Origin of the sequence: Actinophytocola sp. (assembly GCF_035634895.1) — a bacterium.
Classification (GTDB): domain Bacteria; phylum Actinomycetota; class Actinomycetes; order Mycobacteriales; family Pseudonocardiaceae; genus Actinophytocola.
Genome location: NZ_DASQCC010000257.1, coordinates 44,031 through 61,878, shown reverse-complemented (window position 1 = coordinate 61,878; position 17,848 = coordinate 44,031). Strand labels below are relative to the sequence as shown.

Sequence of the window (17,848 nt, the reverse complement as noted above, 5' to 3'; positions counted from 1 at the left end):
GCGAGCGCCGGGCCGGCGAGACGGCGTTGCCGATCCGCCCAAGTACGTCCAGTACGAGGGCGAATCGGCGCCTTGCCAGCGGAGACCTGGATCCACCGATAGACCCACCAACGTTGGTGGACACCGCACAGGAGGAGCCTCACCCATGCGCCAGTCCGACCGGGACGTGGCCGTCATCGGCATGGCCTGCCGGTACCCGTCGGCCGCCGACCCCGAGCAGTTCTGGGCCACGATCACGTCGGGCTCCGACGTGGTCCGGCCGTTCACCGACGCCGAGATGCTCGCCGACGGCGCGGATCCGGCCGGCCTCGCCGACCCCGCCTACGTCCGGGCGGGCGCGGTGCTCGACGGCGTGGCCGAGTTCGACGCGGAGTTCTTCGGCCTGACCCCGCGCGAGGCGGAGGTGCTCGACCCGCAGCACCGCATCTTCCTGGAGTGCTGCTGGCAGGCGATGGAGAACGCCGGCCAGGCACCCGGCAGGGGAGGGCAGCGGGTCGGCGTGTTCGCAGGCGCCCGGACTAGCGCCTACCTGGCCGAGAACCTCTCGTCCGCGCCGGAGCTGCTGGCGGCCGTCGGTGAGTACCAGGTCGTGCTCTCCACGGACAAGGACTACCTGGCCAGCAGGGTGTCCTACAAGCTCGACCTGCGCGGGCCGGCGATCGCGGTGAACACCGCGTGCTCGTCGTCGCTCGTGGCCGTGCACCTGGCCCGGCAGAGCCTGCTGGCCGGCGAGTGCGAGGTGGCACTGGCCGGCGGCGCGAGCATCGAACCGGCGCAGCGGCGTGGCTACCGCTACGTCGACGGCGGCACCCTCTCCCCGGACGGGCGCTGCCGGCCGTTCGACGCCGACGCCCGCGGCACCACCGGCTGCAGCGGCGCCGGCGTCGTGGTGCTGAAGCGGCTGGCCGACGCACTGCGTGACGGCGACCCGATCCGCGCGGTCATCCGCGGGTCCGCGGTGAACAACGACGGCGCCGCCAAGGTCGGGTTCACCGCGCCGGGCGTGGACGGGCAGGTCGACGTGGTCACCCGCGCGCTGGCCGACGCCGGCGTGTCACCACGCTCGATCGGCTACGTCGAGGCGCACGGGACCGGCACCAGCCTCGGCGACCCGATCGAGGTCTCCGCGCTGACCAAGGCGTTCCGCACCGGCACCGAGGACACGGGCTTCTGCGTGCTCGGCTCGGTCAAGGGCACCTTCGGCCACGCGGACGCCGCCGCCGGGGTCGCCGGCCTGATCAAGGCCGTGCTGGCGCTGGAGCACGAGACGCTGCCGCCGAACGTCAACCTGGACGCGCCCAACCCGCGGATCCGCTTCGCCCGCAGCCCTTTCCGGCTCAATCCGGCCGCGACGGGCTGGCCGGCCGACGGTCCCCGCCGGGCCGGGGTCAGCTCGTTCGGCATGGGCGGCACGAACGCGCACGTGGTCCTGGAGCAGGCGCCGGCACTGGTTCCATCGGAGCCGACCGCCGAGCCGCAGCTGATTCCCTTGTCCGCCAAGACCTCCAGCGCGCTGGAGACGATGGCGGGCGAGTTGGCCGGGCACCTCGCCCGGACGCCGGCGGAGCTCGCCGACGTGGCCGCGACGCTCCAGCGTGGCCGGGCTCGGCTGGCCCAGCGCCGGGTCGTGGTGGGCACCGACCGCGCGGCCGCGGTTGATGCGCTGCGGGCGCCGGCCGGCCCGGTGTCCGGCGCCGACCGCCGGGTGGCGTTCGTGTTTCCCGGGCAGGGCAGCCAGTACACGGCGATGGGCGCCGGACTGTACCGGCGGCACGCCGAGTTCCGCGACGTCATCGACGAGTGCGCCACCGTGCTGCGGGCCGACCTCGGGCTGGACCTGCGCGACGCCCTGTACGGCGACGACGCGCCGCTGCACGAGACCTGGCTGACCCAGCCCGCGTTGTTCGCCACCGAGTACGCGCTGGCGCGGTTGCTGATCGAGCGTGGGATCGCCCCGGCGGCCATGGCCGGGCACAGCGTCGGCGAGTACGTGGCGGCCTGCCTGGCCGGGGTGTTCTCCCTGGCGGACGGGCTCGGCCTGGTCGCGGCCCGTGGCCGGCTGGTGCACGCACTGCCGCCCGGCGCGATGCTCGCGGTCGGGGTGTCCGAGAAGGAGGCCATCGAGGCGCTCCGGCCGGACGTGTCGCTGGCCGCGGTGAACGGGCCGCGGTCATGCGTGCTGTCCGGGCCGCGCGCGGCGCTGACCGAGGTCGAGGCACAGCTGCGTGGCCGGGCGGTCGCCTGCCGCTGGCTGCGCACCTCGCACGCGTTTCACTCCGCGATGCTCGACCCGGTGCTGGCCGAGCTCACCGCCGAGGCCGCCGCGGTGTCGCTCGCCGAGCCGGAGCTGCGGTACCTGTCCAACGTCACCGGCACCTGGGTCACCGGCAAGCAGGCCACCGACCCGCGGTACTGGGCGACCCACCTGCGGGAGACGGTGCGGTTCGCCGACTCGGCCGGCGAGCTGGCGCGTGCCGGGCTGGTCGTCGCGGAGGCCGGACCGGGCGGCGCGCTGTCCACGTTCGTGCGGCAGAGCGACGGCGCCGCCGTGCCGATGATGCGCCGCGCCAAGGACGACACGGACGACGTGGTCGCGTTGCTGTCGGGCGTCGGCGGCCTGTGGGCCGCCGGCGGGGTGGTCGACCTGCCCCGGCTCACGGCGAGTCGCGAGCGCCGCATGGTGGCGCTGCCCGGTTACCCGTTCGAGCGGCGGCGGTACTGGGTGGCCGCCGGCCGCTCACAGTCCACTGTGGACTCGAAGGTCGCCGGTGACGAGACGCTGACGGACGACCAGGCCCGCGTCGCCGCCGTCTGGGGTGAGCTGCTCGGGGTGGACGGCGTCGGCCCGGACGACGACTTCTTCGCGCTGGGCGGCGACTCGCTGCTGGCCACCCAGCTGGTGGCGCGGCTGTCCGCGCGGTTCGGCCTGACCGTGCCGCTCGACGCCGTGTTCACCACCCCCACCCTGCGCGCGCTGACCGCCGCGGTGGGCACCACGGCGTTGCCGCCCGCGCTCCCGGCCCGGCGGGAGGGTGTGCTGCCGGCGTCGGCGGTGCAGCGGCGGATGTGGTTCCTCGACCACGCGCACGGCCACCCGGCCGCCTACAGCATCGCGACCGCCGTCGACCTGCGTGGCGCACTGGACCTGACCGCGTTGCGTGCCGCGCTGACCGAGGTCGTGCGCCGGCACGAGTCGCTGCGCACCGTGTTCCGTGCGCCGGAAGGCATGCCACTGCAGGTGATCCTGCCCGAGGTCGCGGTCGACGCGCCGGTGACCGAGGTGACCGCGGCCGCCGTGGACACCGAGCTGCGGGCGATCGCACGGCTGCCGTTCGACCTGGCCACCGGGCCGCTGTTCCGGTTCGCCGTGCTGTGCCTGGCCGGGGACCACCACGTCCTCGGCATCACGGTGCACCACATCATCGCCGACAGCTGGTCGTTCGGCGTGCTGTTCGCCGAGTTGGGCGCGCTCTACGACGCGTTCCGCGCCGGTAAGCCCTCGCCGCTCACCGACCCGCCGAACCAGTACGCGGACTGCGTCGCGGACGACGCGCCCGCGGCGGACCTGGCGTACTGGCGGGACAACCTGTCCGGCGCGCCGGAGGCCGTCGACCTGCCCACGGCCGGACCGCGCCCGCCGGTGCAGACCTTCGACGGGGGCCTGGCCAGGCGCGTGCTCGACGCCGGGCGGGTGCGCAAGCTGGCCCGGGACAACGACTCGACGCTGTACATGACCATGCTCGCCGCACTGCAGGCGCTGCTGCACCGCTACAGCGGGCAGACCGACATCTGCGTCGGCTCCCCGGTCGCCGGCCGGACGAGGGCCGAGCAGGAGCAGGTCGTCGGCTGCTTCCTGAACACGCTGGTGCTGCGCACCGAGCTCGACGGCGCCCTGCCGTTCGCCGAGCTGCTGGCCAGGGTCCGGGCGACGGCGCTCGGTGCGTTCGCACACCAGGGCGCGCCGCTCCAGCAGGTCATCGAGGCGTTGCGGCCGCCGAAGGACCCCAGCCGCAACCCACTGTTCCAGGTGATGTTCAACCTGCTCAACACGCCGGGCACCGGGCTCGCCCTGTCGGACCTGGCGGTGACGGAGCGCCCGGTGCGGCTGGGCGCCACGCAGGTCGACCTCGGGCTGACCGTGCACGAGCAGGCGGACGAGCTGGTCTGCGAGCTGGAGTACAACACCGACCTGTTCGACGCGGCCACCGCGCGGCGGCTGCTCGCCCACCTGGAACGCCTACTGACCGCGTTCAGCGACGACCCCGCGACGCCGATCGGCGCGGCCCCACTGCTCACGGCCGAGGAGGAGCAGCAGCTCGCCGCGTGGGCCGGCACGGGCGAGAGCGACGCGCCGGACCTCGGGATCCACGAGCTGGTCGAGCGTCAGGCATCGTCCACGCCGGACGCGGTCGCGGTGACGTTCGAGGGGAGGTCGTTGCGGTACCGCGAGCTCGACGCGCGCGCGGACGAGCTGGCCGCCCGGCTGCGTGCGTCCGGGGTCGGGCCGGAGACGCTGGTCGCGGTCGCCGTCGGGCGGTCCGAGCTGCTGGTCGTCGCGCTGCTCGCGGTGCTGAAGGCCGGCGGCGCCTACGTGCCGCTCGACGTGGCCTACCCACCCGACCGGCAGCGCTACATCCTCGAGGACTCGCGGGCCGCCGTGCTGCTCACCGAGCGGGCACTCGCGGACCGGTACGCGGACCCGGACCTGCCGGTGGTCGTCGCGGACGACGGCGGCACCGCACCCGTCGAGCGGGTGGCGTCGTCCCCGGCGAACCTCGCCTACGTGCTGTACACCTCCGGCTCGACCGGCCGGCCGAAGGGCGTGCGGGTCGAGCACGGCTCCGTGGTCAACTTCCTGCACGCCATGCGTGCCGCGCTGGACATGGGCCCGTCGGACACGCTGGTGGCCGTCACCACCTACGCGTTCGACATCTCGGTGCTGGAACTGTTCCTGCCGCTGACCTGCGGGGCCAGGGTCGTGATCGCGAGCCGCGACGTCGCACACGACCCCGCCGACCTGGCCGCGCTGCTCGACCGCGAGCACGCCACCGTCATGCAGGCCACGCCGGTCACCTGGCAGCTGCTGGTCGCCGACGGCTGGGCCGGCCGGGACCAGCTCACCGCCGTGTGCGGGGGAGAGGCGTTGCCGACGGCGCTCGCCGAGCAGCTGGGTGGCCGGGTTCGCCGGCTGTACAACATGTACGGCCCGACCGAAGCCACCATCTGGGCCACCATGGCCGAGGTCGAACCCGGCGCGCCGATCACCATCGGACGGCCGCTCGCCGGCGTCACCGCGCACCTGCTCGACGGTGGCTCCCGGCCGGTGCCGGTCGGCGTGCCCGGCGAGCTGCACCTCGGCGGCGTCTGCCTCGCCCGCGACTACCTCGGCCGCCCCGAGGCGACGGCGGAGAAGTTCGTGCGCCTCGGCGCGGACCGGCTCTACCGCACCGGTGACCTCGGCCGGTACCGGCCCGACGGCACGATCGAGTTCCTCGGTCGCAACGACACCCAGGTCAAGGTGCGTGGGCACCGGATCGAGCTTGGCGAGATCGAGGCGGTGCTCGGCCGGCACGACGCGGTGCGCGAGGCGGTCGCGGTGGTCCGTGCCGACGGGGCGGACAAGGCGATCGTCGCCTACCTGACGCCGCGGGCCGGCACCCGGGCGCCCGACGACCTGCGTGACCACCTGCGGGTGTCGCTGCCCGACTACATGGTGCCCTCGGCGTTCGTGGTGATGGACACCTTTCCGTTGACCCCCAACGGAAAGGTCGACCGGAAGGCACTGCCGGCGCCGCGGCGGGAGCCCGGTTCCGCCGGAGCCGCCCCACGCACCGCGTTCGAGAAGATGCTGGCCGCGCGGTGGTGCGAGCTGCTCGGGTTGCCGTCCGTCGGCATCGACGACGACTTCTTCACCATCGGCGGCGACTCGTTCAAGGCCGTCCGCGCCGTGCGTGACCTCGGTGTGCCGGCGTCCGTGATGGACCTGTTCACCCACCCGACGATCCGGCGGTTCGCCGAGTACACCGGCGGCGGGAGGACCAGTACGGGGCTGCTGCACGAGCTGACGCCGCCGAGGACCGCGCGGGTGAGCCTGGTCTGTGTGCCGCTCGCGGCCGGCGGCGCGCTCACCTACCAGGAGCTGGCCGCGGCCGTGGCCGGCGACGTGTCCCTGTACGCCATCGAACCCCCCGGGCACGACCTCGCCAACCCGGCCGAGCCGGCGCTTGGCTTCGACGAGCTGGTCGACCGGTGCGCCAGGGAGATCGAGGCGACCGTGACCGGCCCGGTCGTGCTGTACGGGCACTGCATGGGCGGCGCGCAGACCGTGGCGCTGGCGCGGCGGCTGGAGGACGACGGCGTCGACCTGGTGCGCGTGGTCATCGGCGGGCACTTCCCGTCGCCGCGGCTGCCCGGCCGGTTCTTCCGGGCCATGCGCCGGCTGCTTCCGTTGCAGCGCACGACCTCCCGCCGGCGCGCACTGGAGTTCCTGCGTGCCACCGGGTTGTTCAACGAGGTGCTCGACCCGCGCGAGCAGGACTTCCTGATGCGGGTGTTCCTCAAGGACACCCAGGAGGGCGAGGACTTCTACACCGCGGCGTTCCACCAGGAGGGCTTCCGCAAGCTGCGTGCGCCGATCGTGTGTGTGGTCGGCGACGGCGACCGGGTCACGGAGCTGTACCAGGAGCGGGTGTCGGAGTGGACGCACTTCGCCGACCAGGTCTCGCTGCACGTGATCGGCCAGGCCGGACACTACTTCCACAAGCACCAGGCCGGGGAGCTGGCGTTGGTGCTCGACGCGGGTGACGGGGTGCCCGTGACCCCGGCGCCACCTGCCGACCTGCGGGCGTTCCTGACCGTCGCGTTCGGACAGTTGGTGTCGCTGATCGGTTCCGGGCTGACCACGTTCGCGCTCGGCGTGTGGGTGTACCAGCAGACCGGGTCGGTGTCGCTGTTCGGGTTGATCAGCGTGATGACACTGCTGCCGGCGGTGGTGCTGGCGCCGCTCACCGGCGCGATCGCGGACCGGTGGGACCGGCGCGCGATCATGCTGGCCGCCGACACGCTGTCCGGTGTCGCCGCGTGTTCGCTCGCGGCGTTGCTGTGGACGGACTCCCTGCGGTTGTGGCATGTCTACCCGCTGGTCGCCCTTGGCGCGATCGCGATCGCGTTCCAGCAGCCGGCGTACCGGGCGGCGGTGACGCAGCTGGTGCCGAAGCGGTACTACGGCAGGGCGAACGGGATCGCGCAGCTGGGCTCCGCGGCGGGCACAGTGGTCGCGCCGCTGCTCGGCGGTGGGCTCGTGGTGCTGATCGGGTTGACCGGCATCGTGCTGATCGACCTCGTGACGTTCGGCTTCGCCGTGGTCACCCTGCTGGCGGTGCGGTTCCCGGACCGGCTGTTCAACAAGGCGGAGGAGTCGTTCGGGCGTGAGCTGACCGGCGGATGGCGCTACATCCTGCGGCGGCCGGGGTTGCTGGCGGTCATCCTGGCCACGACGGCGCTGAACTTCCTGGTCGCCATCGTGGAGGTGATCGCGACGCCGCTGACCCTGTCGCTGGGGGCGGTGTCGACGCTGGGGCTGGTCCTGTCCGCCGGTGGGTTGGGCCTGCTGGGCGGGAGCGTGCTGACCAGCGTGTGGGGCGGGTTCCGGCGGCGTACCACCGGAATCCTCGGCAGCTTCGCGTTGATCGGCGTGTCGATGGTCCTGATGGGGCTGGCGGCGCACCCGGTGTACCCGGCCGTGGGCCTGTTCTTCCTGGGCGCCGCCACGGCGATCCTCAACGCGCACTGGGGTTCGATCGTGCAGGCGAAGGTCGGGCTGGAACTGCAGGGGCGGGTGTTCGCGGCGAGCCTGATGCTCAGCTGGCTGATGGTGCCGGCAGGCTTCGCGCTGGCCGGGCCCCTGGCGTCCGGGGTGTTCGAACCGCTGGCCGACGCGGCCGGTCAGCCCGGCAGGGGCATGGCGTTCCTGGTGATGTGCGCGGGTGTCGTGTCGCTGGGACTCGGTGTGGCCGCGTGGCGCTACCGCCGCCTGCGCCTGCTGGAGGACGAGCTGCCGGACGCGATCCCGGACCCGGTGGTACTGAAGGACAAGGACCTCATCCAGGCGAAGGCGGCCTGAACGCCGACGGTTCCGGAGCCGGAACCGTCGGCGTGGTGAGCCGGGGTCAGCGGTCGCGTTCCCTGGCGAACAAGGACCTCGACCACAGGTAGCAGAGAACCGCGATCAGCACGCACCAGCCCACCGCCAGCCAGCCGCGGTTGCCGATGCCCGTGCCGAGGAGCAGGCCCCGGACCGTCTCGATGACCGGCGTGAACGGCTGGTACTCGGCGAACCACCGCAGCCACGCCGGCATCGAGTCGGTCGGGACGAAGCCGCTGCCCAGGAACGGCAGGATCGTCAGGAACATCGGGGTGTTGCTCGCCGTCTCGACGCTCTTCGCGGCCAGGCCCAGTGCGACCGTCAGCCACGTGAGCGCGACGGCGAGCAGCAGCAGCACCCCGGCCGCCGCGACCCACTCGACGAGGCTCGCGTTCGGCGAGAACCCGATCAGCAGGCCGACACCGAGCACCACCACCAGCCCGATCACCGTCTGGACGAGCGCGCCGACCACGTGCCCGGTCAGCACCGACGCCTTGCTGATCGCCATGGTGCGGAACCGGGCGATGATGCCCTCGGTCATGTCCGTGGCGACCGAGATCGCGGTGCCGAGCGCCACGCTGGCGACGGTCATCAGCAGGATCGCCGGCATCACGTAGCCGACGTAGGCCTCGCGCCCGCCCGCGCCGCCGACCGCCGCGCCGTCCAGCCCGTCGCCGAGCGTGCCGCCGAACACGTAGACGAACAGCAGCAGGAACAGGAGCGGCTGACCGAGCAGCAGGAGGGACAGGGAGGGATATCGCCGCATGTGCCGCAGGTTGCGGGTCAGCATGGTCAGCGAGTCGCGCATCCCGTAGGACAGGGTGGTCATCGCGCCAGCTCCTTCTCCGGTTCGGTCCGGTGGCCGGTGAGACTGAAGAAGACGTCGTCGAGGTCGGGGGTGTGCACGGTGAGGTTGTCGACGGGGACGGCCTCGCTCGTCAGCACGTTCAGCACCTGGTGCAGGGATGTGACGCTGCCGTCGGTCGGCACGTGCAGCGTCAGCGCCTCGTCGTCCAAAGTGGACTCCGCGAGGACGCCCGCGGCGCGGCGCAGTGCGGCGGCGTCGGTGAAGCCGAGCCTCAGGTGCCCGCCCGGCACGCGGCGCTTCAGCTCGGCCGGGGTGCCCTCCGCGACGAGCCGGCCGCCGTCGAGCACCGCGACCCGGTCGGCGAGCTGGTCGGCCTCGTCGAGGTGCTGCGTCGTGAGGAAGATCGTGACGCCGCCCGCGACCAGCGTGCGGATGATCTCCCACATGGTGCGGCGGCTGCGCGGGTCGAGCCCGGTGGTCGGCTCGTCGAGGAAGATGACCTTCGGGTCGCCGACGAGCGTCATCGCCAGGTCGAGCTTGCGCCGCATGCCACCGGAGTAGGTGGCCGGCGCCTTCTTCGCGGCGTCGGTGAGCTCGAACCGGTCGAGCAGCTCCGCGGCCCGCCTGCGCCCCTCGCGCCGCGGCAGGTGGTGCAGGTTCGCCATGAGCAGCAGGTTCTCCTCGCCGGTGAGCAGCTTGTCGACGGCGGAGAACTGGCCGGTGAGGCCGATGGCGGCACGGATCCCGTCCGGGTCGGACGCCAGGTCGTGCCCGGCGACGGCGGCGGTGCCGGCGTCCGGGGTGACCAGAGTGGACAGGATGTTGACGGTGGTGGTCTTGCCGGCGCCGTTGGGGCCGAGCAGTGAGAACACGGTGCCCGGCGCGACGTCCAGGTCGATGCCGTCGAGCACCACGTGGTCCCCGTAGGACTTGCGCAGTCCCCGGGCGGTGATGGCGTTCATGTCGTTCCTTCGCGGAGGTCAGGACCGGCGGACGGTGATGTCGCCGAAGGAGGTGCTGGCCCGCACCTCGAGCTTGTCGGTGCCCGGCTCCGGCGCACCGGTCGAGGCCAGGTCGTTGCGCACCCGGCCGAACTTGGTGTTCACGTCGAGCCAGGCCGCGGTGCCCTCGCGGATGCCGATCTCGAGGTCGCCCATGGCGGACTCGAGCGTGACGGCGCCGCGGGCCGCGTCGAGCACGCGGACCGAACCGTTGGCGGTCCTGGCCTCGACGCCGTCCTCGGCGTGCTCGACGGTGATGTCGCCGTTGGCCGAGCGGACCCGCAGCGCGTGGCCGGCCGAGCCGATCGTGGTGGCGCCGTTGGAGTTCTTGACCACGCCGGTGCCGGCGATCGCGCCGACGTGCACCCGTCCGGAGCTGGTGCTGACGTCCGCGTTGCCGTCGACCCGCTCGATGACGACGCTGCCGGTCGCGGTGCGCAGGTGCAGTTCGCCGACCTGGTCGAGCTGGATGTGGCCGAGGCCGGACTTGTACCGGCACTCGCCGAGCCGGCCCGTGGTGTGCAGGTCGCCGAGGCCGGTGCTGCCCTGCACACGGGAGCCCGACGGCACCTCGATCGTCACCTCGATCGACCGCGTCTGCTTGGAGAGGCTGAGTGGTCGCAGCTTCGGGCCCTTGACCGACAGCGTGCCGCCGGAGAAGTCGACGACCGTCTGCTTCGCCGCCATGACGTCGGAGGCGTTGGCCGGGTCGGTCGGCGCGACGTCGACGACCGTGTCGGTGCGGTCGCCGGCGATGATCCGGACGTTGCCGACCTCGGGCTCGACGTTGACCAGGATGGGCTCGGGTGTGTCGTAAGAAGGCATGGCTGTCCCCTCGAAGGTGGTGTGTCGGGTGTTCGTGCTGGTCGTGGCGCTGGGTCAGCCGACCCAGCCGGTGAAGCGCTGCCCGGTGCGGGTGCCGTTCGCCGGGGTGTCCGCGACCTGCCTGGCGGCCGGCCGCAGTGCCGAGGACGCGGCACGCACGAGCCAGGCGTTGACCGAGCGACCCTGCTCGGCGGCGGCCTCCTCGACGCGGGCCTTGAGCTGCTCCGGGAGCCGGAGGTTGATGCGGACCATGGTGCCCTCGTCGTCCGCCGCCGCCGGGTCCTCGGGCTCCGGGACGGGCTGACCGACCGCGGCCGGCGCCTCGACGGCCGGGGGCGTGACGGCGAAGGTCGCCTCACCCGTACGCAGCCGGACCTCGACCGAGCCGGGCGCGAGGTCGCGGGTGATCTCCTCGGCCGCGGCCGCCAGCGCGTCCAGCAGCGTGAGGCGAATGGCCGACACCAGTGCCGGCGCCAGGCGCTCCGCCAGCGCACGGGTCTCGTCGCCGCCGGCCTCGGCGGCCACCGCGAACTCCCGGCGAACGTTGTCGACATATGGTGTCAAGTCCATGGCACAACTATGGCACACGAGTGGTACCACTGCAAGTGTCAGTGGTGCCAAATTGGCTCAGGTGTGGTGCCAGGCTGATGGTTCGCCGCCCAACGGGCCGGTCACGCGCCGCCGGCTTGCCCGAAGGGCGGGCCTGTGTCGGCGCAGGCACACCGCGCCGCGGACAAGCGGAAACCTCCGCCCTCGAACACCGGCCGAGAACACCGTTCCGCTGCCAGAATGGGGCGCGCATTTCCTTTCGCATGGCGCTGATCGGGTGCCGCGATGCGGCCGAATGCGTGCATTAGGTGTCTTTTCCTTGTCCGGCAAGTGAAAGCGGTGTAGCTGGGGGAGGGCGGGATCTATCCTGGCACCGACTCCGGGTCAAACAGGTGGGTGAGTGACGTGGGTGCGTTCAACGATGACCTCGACGAGATCTTCCGGGGTGGGGATCCGGCGCGGATGGCGGACCGGCTGGAGGAATGGCAGCGCGAGTTCGACCAGCACCTGCAAGGGTTCGACCGGCTGCAGCAGGCGGCGGCCGGGCTGCGGGTCACCGAGACGGCGGCCAACGGCGGCATCAAGGTCACCGTCGACGTGAGCGGGCAGGTCGTCGACATCGTCACCACCGACGAGCTGGATTCCGTCGACTCAACCGAAATCGGGCCGATGATCCTGCAGTGCCTGAAACGGGCGCAGAGCACGCTCGCGGAGAAGTTCGCCGAGACCGCAAAGGAAACAATGGGCGACGACCCAGTGCGCGGGAATCTCGTCGAGCAGTACCAGCAGCGGTTCCCCCAGGCCGAACCTCCCAAGGAGAAACCGAAACCGCCGCGGCAGGGTGACGAGGACGAAATGCCGACCAAGGTCTGGACGGACGAATGACCGCCGACGGTTACGACGTCGAGATCGACATGGTCCAGCGGCACGCGACCAACGTGGCACGCATCGTCGGCCAGCTCGACCAGCCTCTGCAGGCCGCCAATGCCCAGAGCGTGCCGGACGACGCGTTCGGGATCATCTGCGCACAGCTCGGGATCGCCGGCTGGCTCGTCACCCCGCTGCACGACCGGGGCGTCGCCGCCGTGTCCAACGCGATCGCGCGGGCGGACGAGATAAAGGAACTCCTCGGCACGGTCGCGAGCTCCTACGACAGCATCGAGGCACAGAAGGCCGACGTCTTCACCGACCAGGAACGGCACCTATGACCACCGAAACCAACCCCCTGGTCGCGCCGGTGCAGGACACCCGCCACTGGTTCACCGGGATCGGGGCGATCGAGGGGCTCGACGGGCTGATCAGCGGGATCGAGAACGGCAGCTGGATCGAGGCCGGCCTCGGCGCGGGCGGCACGGTCCTCGAGGCGGCCTCGGCCTACTGGGACCCGATCGGCACCCTGCTGCGCTGGGCCGCCTCCTGGGTGATGGAGTACCTGGAACCCTCGCGCCGGATGCTCGACAAGCTCGGCGGCAACCCGCCGGTCATCGAGGCCTACGCCCAGACGTGGACCAACATCTCCGGCGCCCTGTCCAGCAACGCGGACCAGCTGGAGTCGGCCGTGAAGACCGACATCGCCGGCTGGCACGGCGACGCCGCGGACACCTACCGCGGGCAGGCGGCGGAGAAGGTCACCGCCATGCGCGAGGCCGCGAAGCTGTGCGCCTCGGGCGGCAAGCAGGTCTCCATGGTCGGCACGCTGGTCGGCGTCGTGCGGACGATGGTCCGCGAGGCCATCTCGGCACTGGTCGCGTGGCTGGTCAAGTCGATCGGGCTGACCGTGCTCACCGGGCCGTTCGGCGCCAGCGAGGCCGTGCGCACCGCGGTCACCGAGATCGGCCGCGTCACCGCGATGATCAGCAACACGGTCGCGAAGCTGCTGCGCTCGCTCGCCAACCTCAAGGGCATGCTGCCCAAGCTGGTCGAGGCGTTCGACACCGTCGTCGCGAAGCTCGCGCCCAAGGGCGCCCGCGCCATGGAGCACACGCCGGTGCGACCGTCCGCGGCCGTCGAGACGGTGTCGCCGCCCCGCGTCCACGAGCCCACCCCGGCCACGCCCCACGAGACACCGAACGGCCAGGGCACCCACGCGGCCTCGGAGGAAGGCGCGGTCGGCGGTCAGAAGTCGGAGGGCAACCACGGCACCGACGCCCGCGGCGGCGACCCGGTGGACGCCGTCTCCGGCCAGATGATCACCAGCGCCACCGACGTCGACCTGCCCGGCCTGCTGCCGCTGACCCTCCGGCGTGCCTACGCGTCGGGCTACCTCGGCGGCCGGCTGCACGGCCCCGGCTGGTCGTCCACATTGGACCAGCGGCTCGAGGTCGGCGCCGACGCCGTCGGCTACTTCGGTGACGACGCCCAGGTCCTGCTGTACCGCGAGCCGAACGGCCGCACCCTGCCCGTCGCGGGCGCGCGCTGGCCGCTCACCTTCGACGCCGACGCCGACACCTACCGCGTCGAGGACCCCGCGACCGGCCTGGTCCGGCACTTCGCGAAGCTCGCGGAGCGAACATCAGGCACAGTTGGCCCCAACCCGGCCGGCTACGCGACCCGCCCGATCACCGCCCTCACCGACCGCAACGGCAACCGCGTCGACTTCGTGTACGACGACGACGGCCACCCGACCGAGGTCGTCCACCCCGGCTACCGGGTCGCCGTCACGACCGTGACCACGCCCGGCGGCCCACGCATCGGCGCGCTGCGCCTGCTGCCCACGCACGCCGCGGACGTCACCCTGGCCGAGTACCGCTACGACGACCGCGGCCGGCTCACCGAGGTCGTCGACGCCACCGGCCGGCCCTACCGGTACGAGGTCGACGGCTCCGACCGGGTCAACGGCTGGGTGGACCGCTCCGGCTACCGGTACCGCTACTTCTACGACCCGGCCGGCCGGGTCGTGCGCGGCGAGGGCGACGGCGGCTACCTGACCGCCGACTTCGACTACGACCTCGTCAACCGGACCACGACCGTCACCGACAGCCTCGGCGGCCGGACCGTCTACCACTACGACGAGAACCAGCACCTCGCCAGGACGGTGGACCCCCTCGGCAACACCGAGCTGACCGAGTACGACGAGTACCACCACCTCGTGGCACACACCGACCCGCTCGGCAACACCACCCGCTACACCCGCGACGCCGACGGCAACCCGACCCGCATCGACCGCCCGGACGGCACGGCGGTCCACGCGACCTACAACGACCTCGGCCAGCCGGTCGAGATCACCGGACCCGACGGCGGGCTGTGGCGCTACGTCTACGACGAGCGCGGCAACCTCACCGCGGAGGTCGACCCGGCCGGCGCGGTGACCAGCTACAGCCACGGCAGGCACGGCGAGCCGCGGCTGATCGTGGACGCGCTGGGCCAGGCCACCACCATCACCACCAACGCGGCCGGGCTCGCGACCTCCGTCACGGACTCGCGTGGCCGCGCTACCCGGTACGCCCTGGACGAACGCGGCCGCGTGGTCGCCGTCACCGACCCGCTCGGCGCGGTCACCGCCACCGAGTGGGGCGCGGTCGACAGGCCGGTCCGCCGGACCTTCCCGGACGGCACGAGCCAGACCTGGCGGTACGACGTCAACGGCGACCTCGTCGAGCAGACCACGCGCGGCGGGTTCGTGACCCGCTACGAGCTCGGGCCGTTCCACCAGGTGGCCGCGCGCGTCGACCCGGACGGGTCGCGGCACGCCTTCGGCCACGACACCGAGCTGCGGCTGACCGAGGTCCTCAACCCGCAGGGCCTGCGCTGGCAGTACACCTACGACCCGGGCGGCAACCTGGTCGGCGAGCAGGACTTCAACGGCCGCACCGTCGCCTACACGCACGACGCGGCCGGCCGGCTCGCCCGCCTCATCACCGGCGCCGGCCAGACCGTCGAGGTCACGCACGACGCGCTGGGCCGGATCATCGCGCAGCACGGTGACGGCCTGCGCACGGCGTTCCGCTACGACCCCGCGGGCCGCCTGGTCGGCGCGGTCAACCCGGACGCGGACATCCAGCTGTCCCGCGACCCGATGGGCCGGGTGCTCACCGAGTCCGTCAACGGGCGCACGCTCACCGCCACCTACGACCCGCTCGGCAGGCGGCTCTCGCGGACCACGCCGGCGGGCCACACGTCCACGTGGGAGTACGACCAGGCCGGCCTGCCCACCCGGCTGACCTCGGCCGCCCTCCCGATCACCTTCGAGTACAACGCCGCGAACCAGGAGACCCGCCGCTGGCTCGGCCCTCGGGTGGCGGTGGTCAGCTCGTGGGACGGTGCCGGCCGGTTGGCCGGCCGCCAGCTGGTGGGTGCCGACGGCACCGGCGCCGGCCGCGTGTGGCACAGCCGGAGCTGGACCTACCGCGCCGACGGCGTGCCGGAGTCGGTCGCCGACAGCGCGGCCGGCACGCAGTGGTTCGACCTCGACCCGCTCGGCCGCGTCACCACCGTCCGGGCGGAGAACTGGACCGAGCACTACGCGTACGACCTGGCCGGCAACATCACCTTCGCGGCCGACACCCGCGCCGCGGACTCTCCGGTCGCGGGTCCGCGCGAGGCCACCGGCACGTTGCTGCGCCGCGCCGGGCGCACGCACTTCGACTACGACCCGCAGGGCAGGCTGGTCAGGAAGCTGCGCACCACACCGTCCGGCACGCGGCACGTCTGGCACTACCGGTACGGCATGGGGGATCGCCTCATCGAGGCGGTCAACCCGGCCGGGCAGCTGTGGCAGTACCGCTACGACGCGCTCGGCAGGCGGGTCGCCAAGCAGCGGCTCGGCGACGACGGCGGCCTGGTCGAGGAGACCAGGTTCACCTGGGACGGCGAGATCATGGTCGAGCAGGAGCAGCTGGCCGCCGGTGTCGTCACCGCGACCACCTGGGACCACGAGCCCGCCACCTGGTCGCCGGTCAGCCAGGACCGGCGCACGTTCTACGCCGAGGCGCCCCAGCACGTGATCGACCGGCAGTTCCACGTGATCGTCACCGACCTCGTCGGCGCGCCGACCGAGCTGATCACGCAGGACGGGCGCGTCGACTGGCGCCGGCACGCCGACCTGTGGGGCAACCAGTACCGCACCGCGGGGTCGGGCACGAACTGCCTGCTCCGGTTCCCCGGTCAGTACCACGACCACGAGACGGGCCTGGACTACAACGTCCACCGGTACTACGACCCGGAGACCGGCCGGTACACCACGCCAGACCCGCTGGGCCTGGAGCCGGGGCCCAACCACCACGCCTACGTGGCGAACCCGCTGGCCTACCTCGACCCGCTCGGTCTCATCACCGAGGACCGGTTCGCGCACCTGGACCGGCCGGGCTGGACGAACTACGTCCTCAAGGACGCCGACAAGAAGGTCTACTACTCCGGCATGTTCGGCCCGAACCTGACCGCGGCCAAGACCGAGGCCCGGCACGCGGAGAACCACAACCGGTTCAACGCGGCGAACGGCGACACCATGGAGGTCGTGCCGGGCAGGCGCACCTACGGCGAGTCCCGGCTGATGGAGCAGGACCTCGCCCGCCAGCACGGCACCTTCATCGGGCGCGACGGCGACAACTATCGTGGCAACCGGCAGCAGCCGATGGACTCGAAGAAGCTCGCGGAGTACCAGGAGTACACGCAGCGCAAGACCGGTGGCGGGACAGGAGGGTGTGGGTGACCGACGTCGGGTTCGTCGCCGAGATGGCGGACGAGTTGGGTGGTCCACCCACGCTGGCGGAGTTCCTGGAGGTCCTGGGCTGGGCGTCGGCCGACGGCGGTCCGTCGCGGTTCGCCGTGACGCTCGTCGGCGGCGAGCCGTACCGGAGCGAGTCGCCGTCGCGGGTGCCCGACCTGGACGACGACGTGTTCGCGGAGGCCGGCGAGTATGCGCACGGGCTGGGCGGCGCCAAGCTGGCGGACTTCCTGTTGGCCGAGCTGCGTGGCGGGCGGATCATCCTCGCCGATGTCGAACCGGACGAGATCGGAGGGCTCACCGTCGAGACACCCAGGAAGCGTGTCGCCAAGCCGAAGCCGGGCGACGTCGTGGCCATCCCGGCCGCGGCGGGTGGTTACCGCCCGGCCGTCGTGCTGGCCAGGAACCGCTTCGGCACCGCGCTCGGCCTGTTCACCGGCATCTCGCCGAACGGCCAGGTCGGCAGGTTGCGGAGCGCGCCGGGGCGACCCGTCTACACCGACGAGAGCCTGATCAAGGACGGCACGTGGCCGGTCGTCGACCACGACGAGTCGCTGCTGGAGCTGTTCCCCGCGGACCCGCCGATCTACCACTCGCCGCACGCGTGGCCGGGTATCGACACCGGCGAGTTCGGCGCCGCGGAGACCGCGGACGGCACCATGACGCCGATCAGCGAGGACGAGGCCGGCGAGCTCGGGCTCACCGACGGCACCTACCGGCAGACGCGCCACGCCGCCTTCCTGCAGAAGCAGCTGGACGGCTGAGCCGCTTCCCGTTCGTGCAGCGGGGCTTGCCTTGCCAGCCTCACGGCGAGGACTTAGGCATGCCCGTGTTGTCGGGTCGAATTGTCCAGACAGTTC

Annotated in this window: 9 protein-coding genes; 5 read left to right on the top strand and 4 right to left on the bottom strand. The window is 72.5% G+C overall.

Going from position 1 to position 17,848, the window contains the following annotated elements; genetic code table 11:
- Positions 1–145 precede the first annotated feature (145 nt).
- On the top strand, positions 146–8,122 hold the full coding sequence (locus VET29_RS39815; protein WP_324931193.1) for a non-ribosomal peptide synthetase/type I polyketide synthase: 7,977 nt from the start codon (positions 146–148) through the stop codon (positions 8,120–8,122).
- Positions 8,123–8,168: 46 nt separating this feature from the next.
- Here VET29_RS39815 and VET29_RS39810 read toward each other — a convergent pair whose 3' ends face one another.
- Genes VET29_RS39810 through VET29_RS39795 form a run of 4 tightly spaced genes read right to left on the bottom strand, consistent with a single transcriptional unit; the run spans position 8,169 to position 11,347 of the window.
- The gene (locus tag VET29_RS39810) at positions 8,169–8,972 is read right to left on the bottom strand and encodes an ABC transporter permease (protein WP_324931190.1); all 804 of its coding nucleotides are present in this window, start codon (positions 8,970–8,972) and stop codon (positions 8,169–8,171) included.
- Entirely contained in the window at positions 8,969–9,913 is a 945-nt protein-coding gene (locus VET29_RS39805) for an ATP-binding cassette domain-containing protein (RefSeq protein WP_324931187.1), read from the bottom strand. Before VET29_RS39805 ends, VET29_RS39810 begins: the two co-directional genes overlap by 4 nt.
- Before the next feature lie 18 nt (positions 9,914–9,931).
- Positions 9,932–10,777: a DUF4097 family beta strand repeat-containing protein gene (locus VET29_RS39800; protein ID WP_324931184.1), complete on the bottom strand. Its 846-nt coding sequence runs from the start codon at positions 10,775–10,777 to the stop codon at positions 9,932–9,934.
- Between the two features lie 54 nt (positions 10,778–10,831).
- Positions 10,832–11,347, bottom strand: coding sequence for a toxin-antitoxin system HicB family antitoxin (locus VET29_RS39795; protein WP_324931181.1), 516 nt, complete (start codon positions 11,345–11,347; stop codon positions 10,832–10,834).
- Between the two features lie 384 nt (positions 11,348–11,731).
- On the opposite strand from VET29_RS39795, the gene VET29_RS39790 reads away from it, so the two are divergent.
- The 4 genes from VET29_RS39790 to VET29_RS39775 are packed head-to-tail and all read left to right on the top strand — an operon-like array spanning position 11,732 to position 17,752.
- The gene (locus VET29_RS39790) at positions 11,732–12,211 is read left to right on the top strand and encodes a YbaB/EbfC family nucleoid-associated protein (RefSeq protein ID WP_324931178.1); all 480 of its coding nucleotides are present in this window, start codon (positions 11,732–11,734) and stop codon (positions 12,209–12,211) included.
- A complete protein-coding gene (locus VET29_RS39785) occupies positions 12,208–12,534 on the top strand; it encodes a type VII secretion target (RefSeq protein ID WP_324931176.1) in 327 nt (108 codons plus the stop codon). Before VET29_RS39790 ends, VET29_RS39785 begins: the two co-directional genes overlap by 4 nt.
- Entirely contained in the window at positions 12,531–16,973 is a 4,443-nt protein-coding gene (locus VET29_RS39780) for an RHS repeat-associated core domain-containing protein (protein WP_324931172.1), read from the top strand. Before VET29_RS39785 ends, VET29_RS39780 begins: the two co-directional genes overlap by 4 nt.
- Positions 16,970–17,752, top strand: coding sequence for a hypothetical protein (locus VET29_RS39775; protein ID WP_324931170.1), 783 nt, complete (start codon positions 16,970–16,972; stop codon positions 17,750–17,752). The genes VET29_RS39780 and VET29_RS39775 overlap by 4 nt, the downstream gene beginning before the upstream one ends.
- Positions 17,753–17,848 lie beyond the last annotated feature (96 nt).

Bases quoted from the DNA above. Each gene is read 5' to 3' on its own strand.
- VET29_RS39815 (WP_324931193.1), top strand. From the start codon at position 146: ATGCGCCAGTCCGACCGGGACGTGGCCGTCATCGGCATGGCCTGCCGG.
- VET29_RS39810 (WP_324931190.1), bottom strand. From the start codon at position 8,972: ATGACCACCCTGTCCTACGGGATGCGCGACTCGCTGACCATGCTGACC.
- VET29_RS39805 (WP_324931187.1), bottom strand. From the start codon at position 9,913: ATGAACGCCATCACCGCCCGGGGACTGCGCAAGTCCTACGGGGACCAC.
- VET29_RS39800 (WP_324931184.1), bottom strand. From the start codon at position 10,777: ATGCCTTCTTACGACACACCCGAGCCCATCCTGGTCAACGTCGAGCCC.
- VET29_RS39795 (WP_324931181.1), bottom strand. From the start codon at position 11,347: ATGGACTTGACACCATATGTCGACAACGTTCGCCGGGAGTTCGCGGTG.
- VET29_RS39785 (WP_324931176.1), top strand. From the start codon at position 12,208: ATGACCGCCGACGGTTACGACGTCGAGATCGACATGGTCCAGCGGCAC.
- VET29_RS39780 (WP_324931172.1), top strand. From the start codon at position 12,531: ATGACCACCGAAACCAACCCCCTGGTCGCGCCGGTGCAGGACACCCGC.